This window comes from Chryseobacterium sp. 2VB, from assembly GCF_005503635.1.
Taxonomy (GTDB): Bacteria; Bacteroidota; Bacteroidia; order Flavobacteriales; family Weeksellaceae; genus Chryseobacterium; species Chryseobacterium cupriresistens.
In genome coordinates this window covers 225,479-245,172 of record NZ_SCNC01000001.1, presented here as the reverse complement: position 1 = coordinate 245,172, position 19,694 = coordinate 225,479, and the positions used below count along the sequence as shown (strand labels likewise).

Annotated in this window: 15 protein-coding genes; 1 reads left to right on the top strand and 14 read right to left on the bottom strand. The window is 38.1% G+C overall.

The window, feature by feature from the left end; all coding sequences use genetic code 11:
• Position 1 precedes the first annotated feature (1 nt).
• On the bottom strand, positions 2-490 hold the full coding sequence (locus FFS26_RS01080) for a GNAT family N-acetyltransferase (protein WP_110008779.1): 489 nt from the start codon (positions 488-490) through the stop codon (positions 2-4).
• A gap of 168 nt (positions 491-658) precedes the next feature.
• Between FFS26_RS01080 and FFS26_RS01075 the strand changes: the two genes are divergently transcribed.
• On the top strand, positions 659-1,639 hold the full coding sequence (locus tag FFS26_RS01075; protein ID WP_137904042.1) for a BtrH N-terminal domain-containing protein: 981 nt from the start codon (positions 659-661) through the stop codon (positions 1,637-1,639).
• 87 nt (positions 1,640-1,726) lie between these two features.
• Here the strand turns inward: FFS26_RS01075 and FFS26_RS01070 are convergent, their stop codons facing one another.
• The 13 genes from FFS26_RS01070 to FFS26_RS01010 form a co-directional block, all read right to left on the bottom strand.
• On the bottom strand, positions 1,727-3,142 hold the full coding sequence (locus FFS26_RS01070) for an efflux transporter outer membrane subunit (RefSeq protein WP_110008777.1): 1,416 nt from the start codon (positions 3,140-3,142) through the stop codon (positions 1,727-1,729).
• 91 nt (positions 3,143-3,233) lie between these two features.
• Positions 3,234-6,380, bottom strand: a complete 3,147-nt coding sequence (locus FFS26_RS01065) for an efflux RND transporter permease subunit (RefSeq protein WP_062670038.1) — start codon at positions 6,378-6,380, stop codon at positions 3,234-3,236.
• Positions 6,380-7,567, bottom strand: a complete 1,188-nt coding sequence (locus FFS26_RS01060; RefSeq protein ID WP_110008776.1) for an efflux RND transporter periplasmic adaptor subunit — start codon at positions 7,565-7,567, stop codon at positions 6,380-6,382. Before FFS26_RS01060 ends, FFS26_RS01065 begins: the two co-directional genes overlap by 1 nt.
• Before the next feature lies 1 nt (position 7,568).
• On the bottom strand, positions 7,569-8,024 hold the full coding sequence (locus FFS26_RS01055; protein ID WP_034694378.1) for a hypothetical protein: 456 nt from the start codon (positions 8,022-8,024) through the stop codon (positions 7,569-7,571).
• Between the two features lie 116 nt (positions 8,025-8,140).
• A complete protein-coding gene (locus tag FFS26_RS01050; protein WP_110008775.1) occupies positions 8,141-8,653 on the bottom strand; it encodes a GNAT family N-acetyltransferase in 513 nt (170 codons plus the stop codon).
• A gap of 173 nt (positions 8,654-8,826) precedes the next feature.
• On the bottom strand, positions 8,827-9,057 hold the full coding sequence (locus tag FFS26_RS01045) for a DUF2007 domain-containing protein (protein WP_110008774.1): 231 nt from the start codon (positions 9,055-9,057) through the stop codon (positions 8,827-8,829).
• A 61-nt stretch (positions 9,058-9,118) separates the two neighbouring features.
• Positions 9,119-10,444, bottom strand: coding sequence for an L-lysine 6-transaminase (gene lat / locus FFS26_RS01040; protein ID WP_137904041.1), 1,326 nt, complete (start codon positions 10,442-10,444; stop codon positions 9,119-9,121).
• A 112-nt stretch (positions 10,445-10,556) separates the two neighbouring features.
• A complete protein-coding gene (locus tag FFS26_RS01035; RefSeq protein WP_110008772.1) occupies positions 10,557-12,107 on the bottom strand; it encodes an aldehyde dehydrogenase family protein in 1,551 nt (516 codons plus the stop codon).
• A gap of 476 nt (positions 12,108-12,583) precedes the next feature.
• Complete coding sequence (locus tag FFS26_RS01030; protein WP_034694367.1) at positions 12,584-12,772, bottom strand: hypothetical protein; 189 nt, start codon at positions 12,770-12,772, stop codon at positions 12,584-12,586.
• 78 nt (positions 12,773-12,850) lie between these two features.
• Positions 12,851-13,717: an SPFH domain-containing protein gene (locus FFS26_RS01025; RefSeq protein ID WP_110008771.1), complete on the bottom strand. Its 867-nt coding sequence runs from the start codon at positions 13,715-13,717 to the stop codon at positions 12,851-12,853.
• A gap of 664 nt (positions 13,718-14,381) precedes the next feature.
• The gene (gene ccsA / locus FFS26_RS01020) at positions 14,382-17,651 is read right to left on the bottom strand and encodes a cytochrome c biogenesis protein CcsA (protein WP_137904040.1); all 3,270 of its coding nucleotides are present in this window, start codon (positions 17,649-17,651) and stop codon (positions 14,382-14,384) included.
• Between the two features lie 270 nt (positions 17,652-17,921).
• Positions 17,922-18,500, bottom strand: coding sequence for a Crp/Fnr family transcriptional regulator (locus tag FFS26_RS01015; RefSeq protein WP_137904039.1), 579 nt, complete (start codon positions 18,498-18,500; stop codon positions 17,922-17,924).
• Positions 18,501-18,887: 387 nt separating this feature from the next.
• Complete coding sequence (locus tag FFS26_RS01010) at positions 18,888-19,523, bottom strand: cysteine hydrolase family protein (RefSeq protein ID WP_137904038.1); 636 nt, start codon at positions 19,521-19,523, stop codon at positions 18,888-18,890.
• Positions 19,524-19,694 lie beyond the last annotated feature (171 nt).

Here is a 19,694-nt window from a genome sequence, read left to right as displayed (position 1 = left end):
TTCAGTTAAGATTTAAGTGGTAAAAAACATCATCGGCACTCATTAAAGGAAATTTCGCAGGAAGATTGCTTTTTTCAATCTTTACAAACTGATTCCTTTCATAGAAACGCTGGGCTGCTTTCAGTACCGTTATGGTTCCCAAATATAGATCATCAATTCTGTTTTCATGGCAGAAAGAAATTAAAACTTCCAGTAATTTCTGGGCAATATTCAGTTCTTTTCCTCTGAATTCCTTTTTAACAAACATTTTCCTGATGGCTCCTGCCCTTTCGTCAAATTTAACCAATGCTATAGAACCTACCAGTTCACCATCTGCAAAAGCACCCCAAAAGTTACCTCCGGCTGCTGTGTAAAAACTTTCTATCTGCAAAAGGTCAGGCTGATCTTCTATCGTAATCGGAATATTAAACTCTTTCTGCTGGATCGTCAAAATCAAATCAATGGCTTCCTCTGAATAAGAATTTCCTATGGGTTGTATTTCTAATTTCATAGTGCTTACTTTTTAAAGTACAAAACTACGTAGTTGAATACATAAATACAAGTCAATTCTACTCTTTAAAAAATTTTAACACTAAATTTTCAAAGCCGGAATTTCTACATGATGATATTTATGTAATTTTCTCAAAAAATTAATACCATTCAAAACTTCACTTTAACAATGAAAATAGAAAACATAAAGCCTTTTAACGGTCAGCATTGTGAAACGACCGCTACGGGAACATTATTACAACAAATCGGAATCGACCTTTCCGAACCAATGCTTTTCGGATTGGGTGAAGGGCTGGGCTTTATCTATTGGAACATGAAAACAATGGACTTCCCTTTCATCGGAGGACGGATAAAACCTGACCTGCTCACTCAAAATTTAGCCAGAAATCTGAATCTTGAATTAACCGTAAAGGAAACTTCTTCACAGCAAAAAGCCTGGGATCAGGTTAAAGAACTTCTCAATGACGGACAGGCAGTAGGATTGAAAATGGATTGTTATCACCTGGAATATTTCTCAAATCCTTTCCATTTTGCAGGACATTATGCTGCCATTTATGGTTATGATGATGAAAATGCTTTCCTGATTGATACCAGACAACAGGGCAGCCAGGTACAGACATCTTTAAAAAGCCTGGCAAGAGCAAGGGCTGAAAAAGGCCCGATGGCTTCCAAAAATCTGTATTATACCCTCAGAAAAACCGATATAAATTTTGATCTGAAAAAAGCCATATCCGCCGCAATCAGAAATAATGCGGCCGAATACCTAAATCCACCCATTACCAATATTTCTTACAAAGGGATTTTAAAAACAAGTGCTGAAATTATCAAATGGTTCAATACAAGTAAAGATATTGAAGGAGAATTTAAGCAAGCGGCTTTACTAATGGAAAAAGCAGGAACCGGAGGTGCGCTGTTCAGGAATTTATACCGTGATTTTTTGAAAGAAAGTAATGAACTGATTCAACTTGATCCGCTGAACACAGGCTATGAAGCCTTCACTGAAATTGCCAGACTCTGGACAAATGTATCTCAGCTGTTTGAAAAAGTGAGCCAGACAAAGGAAATAAAATATATTCAACAGGCTTCGGATATTTTAAAAACGATATCTGAAAAAGAGAAAAAAGTGATGGAAATATTGGCGACACTCTAGCTATTTTTTGCAAACTCTTTAAGTTTGAAATAAAAAACGTATGCCATTCCTGACATACGTTTTTATGATATTACATTGCTGAAACAATTATTTCCAGCCTCCGCCCAAAGCCTGATAAAGCTCTACGGCTGCTTTCATTTTACTGTATCTTGCATTGGAAATGTTAAGTTCTGCATTCAATGAATTCACACTTGCATTCAATACTTCAAGATAGTTGGCCATCCCATAGTTCACCAGCTCCTGGGAATAGTCTACTGATTTTTTGTAGGCATCCAGCTCTTTTTGTTTCAATTCAATGAATGAATCCTGAACAGAGAAAACTCTGATAGCATCAGAAACTTCTTTTCCGGCAGTCAAAACTGTTTTTCTGAAATTAAGATAAGCTGTTTCCTGATTGGCAAGACTTACGTCATAGTTGGTCTGAATCTGTCTTTTATTTAAAATCGGCTGAGCGAGTCCTGCCACTATATTTGCAAATAATGAATTTACACTGAATAAATGGTCAATATCCACAGACTGCAATCCGCCGCTTCCTGTCAGTTTTAAAGTAGGATAAAACTGAGCTTTGGCAGCATTCGTCAGTTGGAAAGCATTCATTAAGTTAAACTCTGCTCTCATTACATCCGGGCGGTTGGCCAGAAGCTGAGTCGGGTAACCCAGTTTTAAATCGATCGGGAGTTTTTGCCCTTCCAATGTAGATCTTTCAATAGAATGAGAAGGCTCTCCCATCAAAAGACTCATTGTATTTTCGAGCAGCTGGATCTGTGTATCAATATCAATCAGTAATGATTTGGCATTGAAAACAAGCGCTTCGCTTTGCTGAACTGCTACTTCAGTAAGAGATCCGGAAGCTTTTAAAGCTTTTGTGGCTTCAAGATTTTTCTCCCTTACAGCAATTGTTTCCGTGATAATTCTTTTCTGGGCATCAAAAGTCAGCAACTGATAATACGCAGAAGCTATGGAAGACACCAGACTGCTTTTAACGGCTTTATGAGCTGCCACAGTTCCTAAATAAGTCGCCAGCTGGGCTTTTTCCTGTGCTTTCAATTTGCCCCAGATATCAGCTTCCCATCCGATACTTGCCGTAATGTCAAACTGGTTTACATAACGTCTTTCGCCAATGATCTGCCCAAACTGGGTATTGATAGACTGAGTCTGAAATGTATAGTTGGGTCCGATAGAAAGTGTCGGCTGATACGCTGCTTTACTCTGTTTAAGATACGCTTCGGCAGAATTAATACTTTCCAAAGCAATTCTGATATCAAGATTGTTTTCCAGTGCCTTGGAAATATGCCCCTGCAATATCGGATCAGTGAATATTTCTTTCCATGAAATATCTGCAATATTCGTGCTGTCCGAAGGAAGCATGTCTGTACGAAAAAGTTTTTCGTCTACAACATTTTTCGGTCTTTCATACTCTTTTCTCGCCATACAGGATGAGATGGCTCCGAGTATGAAAACTGAAAAAGTGATTCCTTTTATGATGTTTAATAAACTCTTCATTATTTTTAATTAGAAGTTAGAGTTTAGAAGTTAGAAGTTAGTTTTTAGACTTATCTCCAATTGCTAACTTCTAATTTCTTAAATCTTAATTTTATTCTGCTAAATTGATATCTTCTTTTTTGATAGGTTTGATTTTTTCCTGCAGTGTTTCAAAAATCACATACAGAACAGGAATTACAAATAATCCCAAAACAGTTCCTATCAATAGTCCGATTGCCGCACCCGTAGCGATAGATCTGTTACCTACTGCTCCGATTCCACTTGCCAGTACCAACGGCAATAAACCGAAAATAAAGGCGAATGAGGTCATCAGAATAGGTCTCACCCTGGCTTTCGCCGCATTGATGGCTGACATCACAATCGTTTCTCCATGATGCCTTCTCTGGACAGCGAATTCAACAATAAGGATTGCGTTTTTCGCCAGTAGTCCCACGAGCATGATCAGGGCAATCTGGAAGTAAATATTATTTTCAAGTCCCATGATCTTCTGGCCGAAATAAGCTCCCATTACCCCAAGAGGAAGAGAAATAATAACAATCAGCGGAAGGATATAACTTTCATACTGTGCAGAAAGGATAAAGTAAACGAAGATCAAACTCAGTCCGAAAATCAGAAGTGTCTGAGATCCTGAATTTAATTCTTCTCTCGTTAACCCGGTAAATTCTACGGCATAGTTTTGATTCAGGGTTTCATCTGCCACCTGCTGCACCGCTGCAATGGCATCCCCGGAACTGTATCCGTCAGAGTTTGCTCCTGTCACCTTCACTGAAGTAAATAGGTTGTAACGGCTTACGGATTGTGGTCCATATGCTTTTGTCAATGTTACAAACTGTGAGATCGGCGTCATGATCCCTGATCCTGTTCTCACATAAAGCTGATTCAGATTTTCAATATTCTTTCTGTTTTCAGGAAGAGCCTGAACCATCACTCTGAACTGCTTTCCATACTTGGTAAAGTCTGCAGTATAAATACCTCCGATATACCCCTGCATTGTAGCCAGAATTTCATTGACAGAAACGCCAAGCTGTTTGCTCAGGGGAACATTAATTTCCATCTGATACTGAGGATATTTGGTATTGAATGAAGTCTGTGCAAACTGAATTTCCGGTCTCTGCATCAGCTTACCGATGAATTCATTGGTTTTAGCATCCAGATCAGCATATTCTCCACCTGATTTATCAAGCAATACCATTTCAAAACCTGCACTGTTACCAAATCCCGGTACACTTGGCGGTTGGAAGAATACTACTTTTGCATCTGGAACAGATCCCACAATTCCAAATAATTTTTTGGTGATATCTTCAGAAGTCTGTCCGTCTTTTTTTCTTTCTTCGAATGGTTTCAGTTTCACAAAGGCAAGACCGTTGTTACTTCCGTTTCCGGACAAGAACCCTCTACCTGTTGAAATCGTTACATTCTGAACACCAGGCACTTTCAATGCTTTAGCCTGAAGAGTTTTCAATGCGTTGTAAGTTCTTTCCATAGAAGCTCCCGGAGGAAGCTGAACATCGGTAAAGATAATCCCTCTGTCTTCTGTAGGTACAAACCCTTTCTTCATGCTGCTGCTTGCCCAGAACAGAATACCTCCGGTAACAGCGAAAATAATCAGGGTTACCCATTTATGTCTCAACAGGAATACAAATCCTCTTCCGTAACGCTCAGTAGTTGTTTTAAAAGCAATATTAAACTTATAAAAAAACTTCTGTAAAAGGTTCAGATTTTTATATTCTGCATGATGCGCTTCGTGAGGTTTTAAGAATAATGAACATAAAACCGGGCTCAGGGTTAATGCATTAATCGCAGAAATGATGATGGCTATAATCAGCGTAATACCAAACTGCTGGTAGAATACCCCTGTAGGCCCCGTAATGAACGTTACCGGGATAAATACTGCTGCCATTACCAAAGTAATAGAGATAATAGCTCCTGTAATCTCATCCATTGCCTCTACTGTTGCTTTTTTAGCATCGGAAATACCATGTTCCATCTTGGCGTGAACGGCCTCAACGACGACGATGGCATCATCCACTACAATACCAATAGCCAGTACCAATGCAAATAAAGTCAAGAGGTTCAATGAATATCCGAAGAGATTCAGGAAGAAGAATGCTCCTACAATAGATACCGGAACCGCGATAGCCGGGATCAGCGTAGACCTGAAGTCCTGAAGGAAAATATATACTACGATAAATACCAGAATGAAGGCTTCGATAAGGGTATGAACTACCTTTTCAATAGAAGCTTCCAGGAATTCGTTGGTATCGAAGTTGAAAGTATACTTGATTCCCTGCGGGAAAGTTCCCTCAGCAGATTTCAGATAGGCTTTGATATTTTTAATAATCTCCTGTGCGTTGGATCCCGGAGTCTGGAAGATCCCCATACTGATGGAAGGATTGTTTCCGTTCTCCCCGATTCCTGTGTAAGACTGTCCTGCAAGTTCCACTTTGGCAACGTCTTTCAGCATCAGGTTCTGTCCGTTTGCGAGAGATTTGATGATGATATTATCGTACTGTTCCTTATCGTTGAATTTTCCTACGTATTTGATGATATATTCAAAAGAACTACCGCTGTTCTGGCCGATAGAACCTGCTGCTGCTTCTCTACTCTGCTCATTAATGGCATTGGTAACGTCGGTAGGCGTTACACTGTAGGCAGCCATTTTTGCAGGATCAAGCCAGATTCTCATCGAGTAGTTTTTACCCCCGAAAACGTTCGCATCTCCAACACCATTCACCCTTTTCAGGTTAGGAATAATATTGATATTCAAAAAGTTCTGAAGGTATACGTCATCCAGGTCTTTATTTTCAGAATAGAAGGACATATACATCAGGGCACTGGTCTGCTGCTTCTGGGTTACTACCCCTGAACGCGTTACTTCGGCAGGTAAAAGCGGCGTAGCTCTCGCTACACGGTTCTGTACGTTTACCGCTGCAATATCCGGGTCTATTCCCTGTTTGAAGAAAACCTGGATCTGGGCAGAACCGTCGTTTCCGGCACTGGAAGTGATATAATCCATACCTTCCACCCCATTGATCTGTTCTTCCAAAGGTACTACTACACTTTTCATTACCGTCTCGGCATTGGCTCCCGTATAGTTTGCGGAAACACTCACCGTAGGCGGTGCAATGTCCGGATACTGTGTAACCGGTAACGAGATCAGTCCCAGCACACCGAGAATCACAATCAGGATTGAGATTACGGTGGATAAAACCGGTCTGTTAATAAAGTTTTTTATCATTAGAATTTCGGTTTTATTGATTGAACAAGACTATCCATTTTAATTGGCTGCGGTTTCACGGCTGTTCCCGGTTTCAGACCTCCGATACCAGCTGCAATAACTCTTTCACCTTTATTAACTCCGGATTTGATAAGAGCCATATTGTCGATTCTGTCGATAACATTCACAACAACGTTTCTGGCAGTATCTCCTTTTTCTACTTTGTAAACGTAAACAATACCCTGCTGCTCATAAGTAGCACTTTCAGGTACTACAAGTACATTGTCATAATGCTGAGGGAACCTGATCGTTCCACTGTTCCCATTACTTAATAACTTCTGGGCATTCGAGAAAGCAACTCTGAACTGGATTGTCCCGGTTGTAGGATCAATCTGGCCGGTAATGGCTTCAATTCTCCCTTTTTCAGGATAAAGACTTCCATTGGCCAGCTGAAGCTCAACCATTGGTAAGTTTTTAATTTTCTCAGGCATCGATGCGCCCGGAGATTTTTCAAGGAAATCAAAATATTCCTTTTCATTCATCGCAAAGTAAGCGTAGATCTCAGAGGTATCAGAAATCGTTGTCAGAGGAGTCTGGTCAGACGGCCCTACCAAACTTCCTACTTTCAATGGCAGTCTTCCGATTACCCCTGAAATAGGAGCACGGATAATAGAATATTCGATGTTGGCTTCTACTCCTTTATAGTTGGCTTCTGCCTGTCTTTTAGCAGCATTGGCCTGCTGAAGCTGTGCCTGAGCCTGAGCCAGCTGAGCCTGAGCAGTCTGTAACTGTACGTTACTGATGATATTTTTCTGAACCAGAGGTTTAAGTTTGTTGACTTCAACCTGAGCTGCATTTACAGAAGCCTGCGCGGCGGCAACACTTGATGCTGCAGCACCGATTCCTGCTTTGGAAGCAGCTGCATTTTCGGTCAGGATATTGGTTTCCAGACGAAACAATGGCTGTCCCTTTGTAACATATTGTCCTTCATCTACCAATACCTGGGTAATATATCCCTGTATTTTTGCACGTACATCATTGTTTACTCTACCCTGGATGGTAGCCGGAAACGTCTGATAACCCACTATATTTTTTGACTCCACTGAGATAACAGGATATGGCTTGGCACCATCCTGTTTCGGAGCTTCTTTTTTGCAGGCTGTCAGTGAAAGCGCTGCAATGGAAAGTATAACTAGCTTATTATTCATTTTATAGTTTATTAAGAGATTCCTGAATATTTTCTATGTTTTTATTTAAGAGTGCTTTGTAAACTTCTATTCTTTCGTTGTATCCATCGTCTTTACTTTTTTTAAAATTGTTTAAATCATCTAATAGTCTTAGTTCGTCCTGCATTTTCTGGACAATTTTCTCGAATCGTATCTTTTTGTATTCATCATTGATGAAAAAATACCGTTTCCGCTCATCCATTTTGTTATGGTCTACGATAAGCTGGGCATTGAGCAGTAATGAAATACTGGTGGAAACAGAACTTTTGCTCGCGGAGAGCACTTCAACGAACTCGTCAAAAGTAATTCCTACTTTCTCATAGTCAAAAAGAAGGTAGGAATAAATTTTTGATGCTAAAGGAGGTAAGCTGAACACAGTACCATAAAATTTTACGGCATCCTGAAAAATTTTTTCATCAATTTCTATACTTTGGTGCATAATATAAAAATTTGAACAAAAGTAGAAATTAGTTCAGAACCAAACGAACAAACCCGATAGAGTTTATAAATACTGGGCGTTTTAAAAATTCAATGAAAGTTGATTTAACTTTTTGCCTAAATTATAATCTTCTCAAAAGCTTTCCTCATCCCGTCTCTTAAAAGAACTTCTCCGCAATAGGAATAACCTCTGCCTTCAAGAATTTTCAGCATAGCAATATTATCATGGTTTGTATCTACTTTAATACTCTGAATTCCATGGGATTTGGTAAACTCTTCAATCTGATCAAAAAGCTTCTTTACCATTCCCTGTCCGGCAAATTTTTCATCTACGGCCACTCTGTGAACCACTACAAATTCACCATCGCTTAGCCATGCTCCTTCAATGGTACTGTAAGCCGGTTCATCATTCAAAATCAGGGCTGCGTATACTGCAATCTCTCCGTCTACGGTCAAAACATGCCCGAATCCTTTGGCAATATCACTTTCCACTGTCCCGAGATTAGGGTACCCGTTCTGCCATTGGGTACTTCCATCCTGTCTTCTTCTTTCGATGGATTGCTGAATGATTTCCCAAATAATGTTTCTGTCTTCAATTTCCGCTTGTCTTAGTTTAATCTCTGGATTCATGTTATAAAATTTGATTAAAAGATTGAATGATTTAAAAATTCAAAATCAGAATTGCTGCTTTTCGTTCAATCTTTGAAATATTTATTTTTTTGATGGGTTGCAATTAAAAAACCGAAAATTAATTTTAATTAATTTTCGGTTCGAAGTAGTAAAATTTAAAATTATGAAATTGTTTATTGATTTTCACTTTGTTGAAGGTAAGCATCAATAATTTCAAATGCTTTGGATTCATCTTCCAGATCTACCATCACCTTCAGCGAAGTTGCCGTTGGCGTTGTAGTAAATGTAAGATAGCTATTTTCAACCGTGTTTGTAATCTGTGCGTCATCCAATTTAGATTTAACCAACTGAATTTCTGAAGGGTTATCACTTTCATAAACTGATACTCTCGTACTTCTTTCCATATTCTAAATGTTTGAGTATCTAAATGTACAACGTTTTTTTTAAAATTACAAATTCCGGGATTTAAATTTTATTAATATTGCTCTCGATTTTATCTAAAGCAAGCTGGATTTCTTCTTTCGTAACATTCAAATGAGGTCTGAAACGAAGAGACTGATTTCCACAAGGAAGAATAATTAATCCGTCATTGAAAAGCTCATTCATCATATGATTTCTCTGTTCTGCAGTAGGAAGATCAATAGCACACATCAGGCCTCTCCCTCTGGCATTTGAAAGTTTCTCAGGATATTTTTCAGCCAGAGCTTTTAGACTTTCCAGTAAGAAATCTCCAACTACTCTTGCATTTTCTACAAGGTTTTCTTTTTCGATCACTTCCATTACCAGCTGAAAACGAAGCATATCAATAAAGTTTCCTCCGAATGTTGAGTTGATTCTTGAACTTTCCCTGAAAACATTGTTTGGAACCTGATCAAATTTTTCCTTATTAGCCAGCACACCACAAACCTGAGCTTTTTTCCCGAAAGAAATAATGTCCGGTTTCGCTGTGAAATGCTGGAAAGCCCACATTTTCCCTGTAATGGCAATCCCTGTCTGAACTTCATCAAAAATAAGTAAGATTTCGTTATCATCACAGATTCTTCTTAATCCCATCAGGAATTCGTCTCTGAAATGATTGTCACCTCCTTCAGCCTGAATAGGTTCGATGATTATACACGCCACTTTATCAGGGTTCATCAGAATAGCCTCTTCAATCTGAAGTAAAGCAAGGTTTTCGTTTTTGATAGTTTCTTCAAGGTTTTCTTCTGTAATCGGGAACTTTAATTTGGGATTTAAAATTCTCGGCCAGTTGAACATCGGGAAATATTGGTATTTTCTTGGATCAGCAGTGTTTGTTAAACTTAAAGTATAACCACTTCTTCCGTGGAAAGCCTGTTTGAAATGAATACAGATTCCTGCTTCAGTGTCTAATCCTTTTGCAAAGTTTTTGCGGGTCTTCCAGTCAAAACATGCTTTCATTGCATTTTCAACACCCAGAGTTCCGCCTTCGATAAAGAAAGCATATTGTAATTCTTCAGGAATAACTACTCTCTCGAATACTTCAAGGAAGTGAGCGTACTCTTCTGAGTAAACATCCGCAAGAGTAGGTTTATTAACAGCCATTCTACCTAACCATTCTGATCTTTCCAAAAGGTAAGGATGATTGTAACCAATGGATGCTGATGCAAACATAGAGAACATATCCAGGTATTCTCTGTCTGTCAGTTTATCATAAAGCCATGATCCGTGTGACTTTTCAATATCCATCACAAAATCGAAACCGTCTGCCAACACATGTTTTCCTACTGTTTCTTTTACTTTATTTGCTTTTATATCTAATGTGTGTTCCATAATAAATTTGTAGTGTGATTTAATAAATGAATAATTAAATGATCCAAAAATGAAGCGTTTAATCATTCAGGTTATTAAGTTTTATGTTTTTTGAGTGCTTTAAGTAAAGCTTTTATAAATCAAATTTAATTCCCTGTGCTAAAGGAAGTTGTGCGGTGTAATTTATAGTGTTGGTTTGTCTTCTCATATAATACTTCCAGGCATCAGATCCTGACTCTCTTCCTCCTCCGGTTTCTTTTTCACCACCGAAAGCTCCACCGATTTCAGCACCGGATGTTCCGATATTGACGTTGGCAATACCACAGTCTGAACCAGCATGAGAAAGGAATAATTCTGCCTCTCTTAAATTCTGGGTCATGATCGCAGAAGATAATCCTTGTGGAACATCATTCTGAATGGCAATAGCTTCTTCCAGTGTTTTGTATTTGATCAGATATAAGATCGGAGCAAAAGTTTCGTGCTGAACAATCTCATAAGAGTTTTTCACTTCAGCCACACAAGGTTTCACATAGCATCCGGATTCGTAATCTTTCCCGGATAAAACCCCGCCTTCCACAACGAATTTTCCTCCTTCTTTCTTACATTTTTTGATGGCTTCTTCGTATTGGTTTACAGCATCCGTATCAATAAGTGGTCCTACATGGTTTTTCTCATCCAACGGATTTCCGATTTTCAACTGGCCATAAGCTTTTGCCAATCTTGTTTTCACTTCATCATATACACTTTCGTGGATAATCAGTCTTCTTGTCGAAGTACATCTCTGGCCCGCAGTTCCTACAGCTCCGAAAACAGCTCCGATAATTGACATATCAATATCAGCTTCTTTTGTAATGATGATCGCATTGTTTCCACCTAATTCAAGGATAGACTTCCCGAATCTTTCAGCTACTTTAGAAGAAACCATTCTTCCTACTCTAGTGGATCCTGTGAAAGAAACAAGAGCAACTCTTTTATCGTCTACTAATTTCTGTCCGATTTCGTGGTCTGATACCAATACACTTGAAATTCCTTCAGAAAGATTATTTTCCTTCAGAACTTCCATCATGATATTCTGGCATGCAATAGCACAAAGTGGCGTTTTCTCAGATGGCTTCCAGATGGTAACGTTACCGCAGATCCATGCCAATGCTGTATTCCAGGACCATACGGCTACCGGAAAGTTGAATGCAGTGATAATTCCCACTACTCCAAGCGGATGGTATTGCTCATACATTCTGTGTCCCGGTCTTTCAGAGTGCATGGTGTATCCCTGAAGCTGTCTTGAAAGACCTACTGCGAAATCGCAGATATCAATCATTTCCTGAACTTCTCCAAGACCTTCCTGTAATGATTTACCCATTTCATAAGAAACAAGTTTACCCAGGTCGTCTTTATATTCTCTTAATTTTAAGCCCAGCTGTCTTACCATCTCTCCTCTTTTGGGAGCCGGGATCAGCCTGAATTCCTGAAATGCCTTTTGAGCAGTTTCAATTACTTTGTCATAATCACTTTCTCCGGAAGTTTTTACTTTAGCAATCAACTTTCCGTCCACAGGAGAAATGCTTTCTATCACTTTTCCTGATGCGAAATATTTTCCGCCCACTGAAGTCCCTTTGTTCTCTTCTTTAATCCCAAGATTTCTGAGTGTTTTTTCGATTCCGAAATCTTTTACTTTTTTTGACATAAAATCTTACTTTTCGTTCTCTCTAAAGATAAAAATATTATGTGAACCTCAAAACTTTAATTTTTAATAGGCTTTTTATTTGGACTAATTATAAACATGCTTATCTTTGTAAAGTAATCATTTTGATAATCACCAATGGAAAATTCACAGGAAAACAACTCAAAGCTTAAAAAGTGGTTCAAGCGTGTGGGATGGGCAGGATTAGCGTTCTTTACCATTAAAGGCTTGATTTGGCTCGTCATATTCTACGTTGGAGCAGATAGTCTTCAAAGTTGTATACAATAAAAAAAGCAGAGAAATTTTCTCTGCTTTCTTTTTTGGTATAAGGTTAACTGAATTGTTATTTCTTTATTGAAAAGCTAAAAAAGAAAGTCTTTTTTATATTTTCTGTAATTTTAAAAAAGGGGGATATCATCATTTTTTGTGGGTATACCTCCCCAAAATATTATCATTCCTTCTCTATTCTTTCCTTTCATTTACTCTTTTTTCTTTCTCCCCGCGTTAACAAGACTCTGATGCAGCAGGTATTCTATCTGTCCGTTTACACTTCTGAATTCATCATTGGCCCACTTTTCAAGGAGTTTATAAGTAGACTCGTCTATTCTTATCACAAAGGATTTTTTGCCTTTGCTTTCTGAAGAGTTCTGAGCTTTTTCTGATTTCATTTTTTTAATTCTCTAACATTATTTACAGTTGCTGTCAGTATAGAAACTGTCTGTACCAAAAGCCCACTGTTAAATTTCTTAATTGTAAAGTGTTCCTGCATTTAGGATAGGTGTTGCCGCTTTTTCACCGCAAAGAACAACCATTAAATTGCTTACCATCGCCGCTTTTCTTTCATCATCCAGTTCAACGATATTATCTTCAGAAAGCTTTTTCAGGGCAAGGTCCACCATTCCTACTGCTCCTTCCACAATCTTGGTTCTTGCAGCAACAATCGCAGTAGCCTGCTGTCTCTGAAGCATTGCTCCAGCAATTTCTGAAGCATAAGCCAAATGGGTAATTCTCGCTTCCTGGATAATGATCCCTGCCGGTGCCAGTCTTTCTAATAATTCCTGCTCGAGAATTTTGTTGACCTGATCCCCACCGTCCCTTAAGGTAATGTTCGCATGCTCATCTTCAAGGTTATCATAAGGAAAGCTTACCGCAAGGTGTCTTACAGCGGCCTCACTCTGCATTCTTACATAATCCGTATATCTTTCTACTTCATAAGCTGCTTTGTAAGTATCTCCTACTTTCCATACAATTACGGCTGCAATTTCAATAGGATTCCCCATCTTATCATTTACTTTTAAAGTCTGCCCCTGAAGGTTTTCGGAACGAAGACTTATTTTCTGTGATGAATAAAGCGGGTTGATAAAGAAAAGTCCGTTTTCTTTCACCGTTCCAACATACTTTCCAAAAAAGTTAAGCACTCTTGAGTGGTTAGGCTGAATAATCATTAATCCTTTTAAGAAAAAGCATGATATCAGAAAGCACAGCATAGCGAGCGCAACAAAAGTTATATTCTGGTCCACTCCGGTAATAAAAAAGTAGACAGCTGCGATAAACAAAGCCAGGCAAATAACCAATGTAAGATAGCCGGACATAGGTTTTAAGATTTTTTCCATGATTGAATATTATTTTGATATTATTTTGATATCATAAAGATAGTAATGAATTTTGAATTGTGAATGATAAATTTTGATTTTTTTTGAGGTGCGAGGTTTGGGCTTCGGGGTTCGAGGTACGAGGTGAGGGGCTCGGGATATAGGATTTGGGTATTTTTAACTAACACAAAGTTCGCGAGGTTAATCCATTAAGATGCATTATATTTTTGTTTGCAAAGCCACTTCGTTTAGCTAAGACTACTATTTTTTTGCTAAGTGAAACGCCCTTGCGAACGATATTTTATCATCATCAAAAATCATTGCGAACTTTAACGTTTAGAAAAACACCAGTTCTTTACATTTTACAAAACTTCTAACTTAACTAAACCACTTTCTTCTTTTGCTGAGTGAAACGCCTTTGCGAACGATATTTTATCATCATAAAAATCATTGCGATCCTTAGCATTTAGAAAATATCAGTTCCTTACACTTTACAAAACTTCTAACTTAACTAAAACGTCTTCTTCTCTTGCTGAGTGAAACGCCTTTGCGAACGATATTTTATCATCATAAAAATCATTGCGATCCTTAGCGTTAAAACAGCTGACCCTAATGCTAAAAACAATAGAAATAAAAAAATCCCGGAAAGTGAATTCCGGGATTTTAAAATTATAGGTTCAGTATTTTATTTCTTTGTTAAAGTTTTAAACTTCCAATAAGAAACAGCTGATAAGATGATCATTGTTGAGATTCCGATGTATACCCAGGCTGGCACTGGTACCGGATCTCCCGCTGCGTATGAGTGAAGTCCGCTTAGATAATAGTTTACTCCGAAGTATGTCATTACCATTGAGCAGAATGCAAACATTGTCGCTATGTGGAATGCCCATCTGCTTCTCAATCCAGGTACTAATCTCATGTGCAGTACAAATGCATATACCATGATAGAGATGAAAGCCCATGTTTCTTTCGGATCCCAGCTCCAGTACCTTCCCCATGATTCGTTCGCCCAGATTCCTCCTAAGAAGTTTCCTACCGTTAAAGCAAACAATCCGATCGTTAATGACATTTCAGAAACAATTACCAGTTCCTTCAATGTCGTATCGTGGTGAATTTTATATGTTTCTTTATTGGAGATAATATAGAATACTAATGAGATCACCGCAATAATCATGGAGAGCGCGAAGAATCCGTAACTTGAGGTAATAATGGCTACGTGAACAATTAGCCAGTAAGATTTCAATACCGGAACAAGCGGTGTAATCTGGGGATCAAGAGCTGAACCTCCGTGGGCAAATCCCATCATAATAACAGCCACCATGAAGCCGGCTGCAGGAATCAATGCATTGGCATTTCTGTACAGGATCAAACCTGCCGTAATCCCTACCCAGGAGATAAAGATAATCGCTTCATATCCGTTACTCCAAGGGGCATGACCTGAAATATACCATCTTGCAACAAGTCCTAAGAAATGACACAGATATCCAATTAAACCAATCGCAATGATTACTTTAATTACTTTATTTAATACTTTATTTGATTTGAATAATTCAACAAAACCTAAGATCAGAAGAAGACCACCGATAAGCGTGTAGAAAATCAATAATTTGAAGTTAATATCTACTTTATTCATAAATACTTCAAGATCTACTTTGGATTTAGCAGGAACAACTGCTTTACCCCATTTCTGCTGATAGTCTGAAAGCTTTTTCAATTCTGCATCTGCTTTGCTCCAGTCACCGGTTTTTTGTGCCGTAAGCGCTTCTGCAAAATAAGGTCCCATTACCTGCTGAGATTCCATATCCGGTTCGAATTTCTGATCCAGCCATGAATGCCATGTATGGTTAGCATCATTTTTCACAGGAACAATTCTCATAAACTGACCGCTGAAGAACTCATTGAAGATCTGTACTCTTTCGTTTACAGCAATTACTTCTTTATCATAATTCGTTTGTTCAGCCGGTTTCTTACGGAATGCGGTATTGTAATCATGCTCAAGGATATATGTAAGATTACCGTTTGCATCTGCCGGAAAAAGGTTCATCAGAGAAGTATAACCATCTTCATCTGCTTTTGTTTTATTCTTCAGCTCATCCCCTCCTTTAGTTCCTACTTTAATAATCGGAACCATTGTCCAGCTCGGAGTATCTGTATTGATAGAAAGGAACCATTGGTTGGCTGTAAGAGATCTTCCGTCTGTTCCTTTAAATTCGTCTTTCTTGTATAATTTTCTTAAAATATCGATTGCCTCTGTATTGATAGGAACAATTCTTCCTTCAAAGTTCTGAACCAAAAGATATCCGAATTTATCAGCATGTTCTTTACTGATTTTGTTTCTTGCAATGATCTCGTCCGGAGAAATAGTTCTCATTTTTCCCATTGGAGTTGCCAGAGAATTCTGCTTTGGAGCAGCGCCATCAAGCGGCTGGGCAGACGGTGCCGGAGCATGGGAATGATTGTCTCCTTCCACATGAATATGTTCTCTGCTTCCGTCGGTAGTTCCGTGAGTTTCGATTTTTTGTGCATGTAAACCTAAACTTAAGAACAATAAAAGTATACCTGCTGCTTTCTTTTTATTCACGTCAGCCAGCATTTTATTTAATTTCCAGAAATGAGTTCCTTTCCAGAAGAAAATGACAAACATTCCAAGGAATAAAAGTCCGTATCCGATGTAAGAAATCAATGTTCCCCAGTAATCGTGGTTTACAGAAAGAACGGTTCCCATTCTGTCCGGATCAAAACTCGACTGGAAGAAACGGTATCCTTTATGGTTAAGAACGTGGTTCATATAGATTTTATAAGGAGTTTCTTTACCTTCGTCAATGATTTTTACGTGGCTTTCATAAGCACTCGGAGATGAACTTCCCGGATATGTTTCCATTACGAAATCATCCAGTTTCAACGCGAAAGGCGTGTTGTATACTTTAGGTCCGAAACCTACCATAATGTTTAAACCATCCATCGTCACCTGCTTGTAAGCATTCGGGTTTCCTTTTTCAACCGAAAGGTCTACAATTTGTTTTGTTTTTGGTCCCTGAAGCTCAATCTGAAGCATATCAGGAACATTAGCATCTTTCTTTCTGTCGCCTTCAATAGCCATCAGTCTTCCTTTTTTAAGACCTTCAGGTACTACCAGCTTCAGCTCGTTGATGGTATATAAACTTCTTAATGCCAAAGGCTGAAACGCATCTTTCACTGTAGTTCCTGTTGCTTGTGTAGCCATGGTCATATAGCTGGCATCTACAGGAGTTTTGATGAATAATTTTCCGCCTTCATTTTTAAATTCAACAGCACCTTCAATCGCTCTGTTGAATGTCACCAAAGTACCGTTTATGGATTTTGTTTCTCCCGGTTTGATGTAAATATTCTGTCTTCCGGTATTTCCGGTAGAAACCAGATGAAGATACTCAGCACCATTTGGTTCGGCAATAAGGCTGTCTTTTTTTCTTTGGATGTATTCCTTGGCAAATACTTTCACTTCTTTTCCGTGGAAGTCATAAGTTGCTTTGAAATCTTTGTGTAACGGAGACATCAGATAAGGAACATCCTGATAATTCAGTACATCACCCTTTTCTTCGATCTGAATTTTAAAGAAATTTTTATCGGTTACGATTTCGTTGGATGTCTCACCTTCTCTGATGTGCATTTGTCCTTCGAAACTGATGTATCTGGTGATGGCACCACCGATAAAAATAAAAACAAAGGCAAGGTGGAAAACAAGAACCGGCCACTTATCTTTTTTCCACAGTCTGTATCTTCCGATATTTCCTATGAAATTGAGAATCAGTAAGACCATGATCAGTTCGAACCATTTAGCCTCATAAATTAATGCTTTTGCTGTAGGAGTTCCGTAGTCGTTTTCTAAGAACGTTGCATAAGCCATCGCGAATGCGTACACCAGCAACAATACAGCCATTGTCCTGGTTGAGATAAGAATATCTTGGAGCTTCTTCATGATTTATTGTACTTGACATGCAAAAATAAGCATGATAAACCACAAAGAGCTTAAAAAAAGCTGTTTTTTATCACTTTGGCCTTGGTTTTGCTTATTTTGAAACGTTCTTAATAAGCCCCAGAAACATTAAGAAAAATTCAATTTCTAATTCCGAAAAGATATAGATTTATAAAAACTATTCTAATGATTGAACCCTTCTATATGAAAATAAAATAAAACACTGTAAAACATTGGTTTATAGCTAAACTTTCATATAAAAATCAAATCCCTTCAGCCAATCAATAATTTCTTTCTGATCTTACTTAAAAATTCATGGGTAATTCCCAGATAGGATGCTACCTGCTGTTGGGTAATCCGTTGTTCCAATCCCGGATACTTTTCCAGGAATTCAAGATAGCGTTTGTCTGCTGTTTTACCCGTTAAGGAAAGAATTCTTCTCTGCAATGCTACCGAAGATTTCTGGTTCATGATTCTGAAAAGCTTTTCTATCTGTGGCATTGTTTCATACAGATCTTCCTTATCTTTTTTAGAAATCATCAATACTTCACTGTCTTCAAGGGCTTCAATATTCAGAATACTGGGAACGGTATTGATAAGGCTGTCAATATCCGTAATCCACCAGCCTTCAACCCCAAAATATAAGGTTTGCTCCAATCCGTTTTCATTGAGATAATAGATTTTAAAACACCCGTTCAGAACAAATCCTTCAAAGAAACAATACTCTCCTTCTTTGAGCACCAACTCTTTCTTTTTAAATATTTTGCGGTCAAAAGGCTTTGCAAACTTTTGAAAATCCTCTTCTGAAAGATTGATATATTGACTGATATTTTTAAAAAGTAAATCGGGCATAGGATTATTTAAGCAAAATAAAGGTATCAAAATTATTGACACCTTTATGAAATTAAGTTAGGTTAAGTTATTTTGTATTTAAACAATAGAACTCTGTTTTTTTGTTGGGCAAGCGCAAAGACGCTAATAATTTTTTGAAATATCAGATGTTTTTAAGGTCGCAAAGATTTTATCTCCGATAATATTTAAAACATCTCAGTTTGCTGAAAATCTCATATTGAGCGAGGTCGAAATGTTCTTACGCCTTACATAAACATAATATATCCTAAGCCTTTTGCGTCTTTGCGTTTTTAATATTTTTATTCTCTCGCTGATTGAGCTGATTCTGCAGATGATTGCATATAAGCATATCTTAAAAATCTTTGTGTCTGCATGTCCAGGATAACATTATTTTAAAAATTCTTTTGCATTTATTACACGGGCATAAAGATTTCCAAGAGCAGATATTCCCGCCAGAAAGGATCTTTGAACTTCTTCAGCCTTTATTACTTCCCCGTTCAGTTCACGATTTCTGGTTGCTGTGGCATCGGCAATAATGGTATTGGTAAACCCGAAATCAAAAGCAGCTCTGGCTGTAGATTCCACACAGACGTCTGTCATCATTCCTGTAATCACAAGGTTTTTAATGTTCTTTGACTGAAGATAATCTAGAAGATGCGTCTCTCTGAAACTGTTGGGAAAATGCTTAACGATAACTTTTTCATCTTTCTCCGGTACAACCAGATGATGGATTTTAGCGCCCTCTGTACCCGGAAGTAAAAACGTTGCACCATCATTGGTAGAAATATGCTGAATGTGAATGACAGGAAGATGATTGTTCCTGAAATATTCTAAAATTCTTCTGGTGTTTTCAGCGGCCTGTACGCTTTTTTCCAGTGTCATTTTTCCGCCCGGGAAATAATCATTTTGTACATCGATAATTAATAGTGCCGTGTGTTCCGTTTTTTGTTGTTGTGCGTTCATTGTAATCATTGAAATTACTATCAGACAAGAGGTCAGAATAGTTTTAAATTTATTTTTCATAGGTGAAATTGTATAGGCCAAAATTACAGAGGCTTTACGTCCTGACCTTTGAACTAGTTCAAAAAACACTATTGCTATCTAAAAACTTTAATATTGTTAATTTTTTTAATCTCTGTCCGATTAAATCAAAAATTTTATTATCTTTTTAAAGAAAAACAATTCATAAACAGT

Bases quoted from the DNA above. Each gene is read 5' to 3' on its own strand.
- FFS26_RS01080 (WP_110008779.1), bottom strand. From the start codon at position 490: ATGAAATTAGAAATACAACCCATAGGAAATTCTTATTCAGAGGAAGCC.
- FFS26_RS01075 (WP_137904042.1), top strand. From the start codon at position 659: ATGAAAATAGAAAACATAAAGCCTTTTAACGGTCAGCATTGTGAAACG.
- FFS26_RS01070 (WP_110008777.1), bottom strand. From the start codon at position 3,142: ATGAAGAGTTTATTAAACATCATAAAAGGAATCACTTTTTCAGTTTTC.
- FFS26_RS01065 (WP_062670038.1), bottom strand. From the start codon at position 6,380: ATGATAAAAAACTTTATTAACAGACCGGTTTTATCCACCGTAATCTCA.
- FFS26_RS01060 (WP_110008776.1), bottom strand. From the start codon at position 7,567: ATGAATAATAAGCTAGTTATACTTTCCATTGCAGCGCTTTCACTGACA.
- FFS26_RS01055 (WP_034694378.1), bottom strand. From the start codon at position 8,024: ATGCACCAAAGTATAGAAATTGATGAAAAAATTTTTCAGGATGCCGTA.
- FFS26_RS01050 (WP_110008775.1), bottom strand. From the start codon at position 8,653: ATGAATCCAGAGATTAAACTAAGACAAGCGGAAATTGAAGACAGAAAC.
- FFS26_RS01045 (WP_110008774.1), bottom strand. From the start codon at position 9,057: ATGGAAAGAAGTACGAGAGTATCAGTTTATGAAAGTGATAACCCTTCA.
- lat (WP_137904041.1), bottom strand. From the start codon at position 10,444: ATGGAACACACATTAGATATAAAAGCAAATAAAGTAAAAGAAACAGTA.
- FFS26_RS01035 (WP_110008772.1), bottom strand. From the start codon at position 12,107: ATGTCAAAAAAAGTAAAAGATTTCGGAATCGAAAAAACACTCAGAAAT.
- FFS26_RS01030 (WP_034694367.1), bottom strand. From the start codon at position 12,772: ATGAAATCAGAAAAAGCTCAGAACTCTTCAGAAAGCAAAGGCAAAAAA.
- FFS26_RS01025 (WP_110008771.1), bottom strand. From the start codon at position 13,717: ATGGAAAAAATCTTAAAACCTATGTCCGGCTATCTTACATTGGTTATT.
- ccsA (WP_137904040.1), bottom strand. From the start codon at position 17,651: ATGAAGAAGCTCCAAGATATTCTTATCTCAACCAGGACAATGGCTGTA.
- FFS26_RS01015 (WP_137904039.1), bottom strand. From the start codon at position 18,500: ATGCCCGATTTACTTTTTAAAAATATCAGTCAATATATCAATCTTTCA.
- FFS26_RS01010 (WP_137904038.1), bottom strand. From the start codon at position 19,523: ATGAAAAATAAATTTAAAACTATTCTGACCTCTTGTCTGATAGTAATT.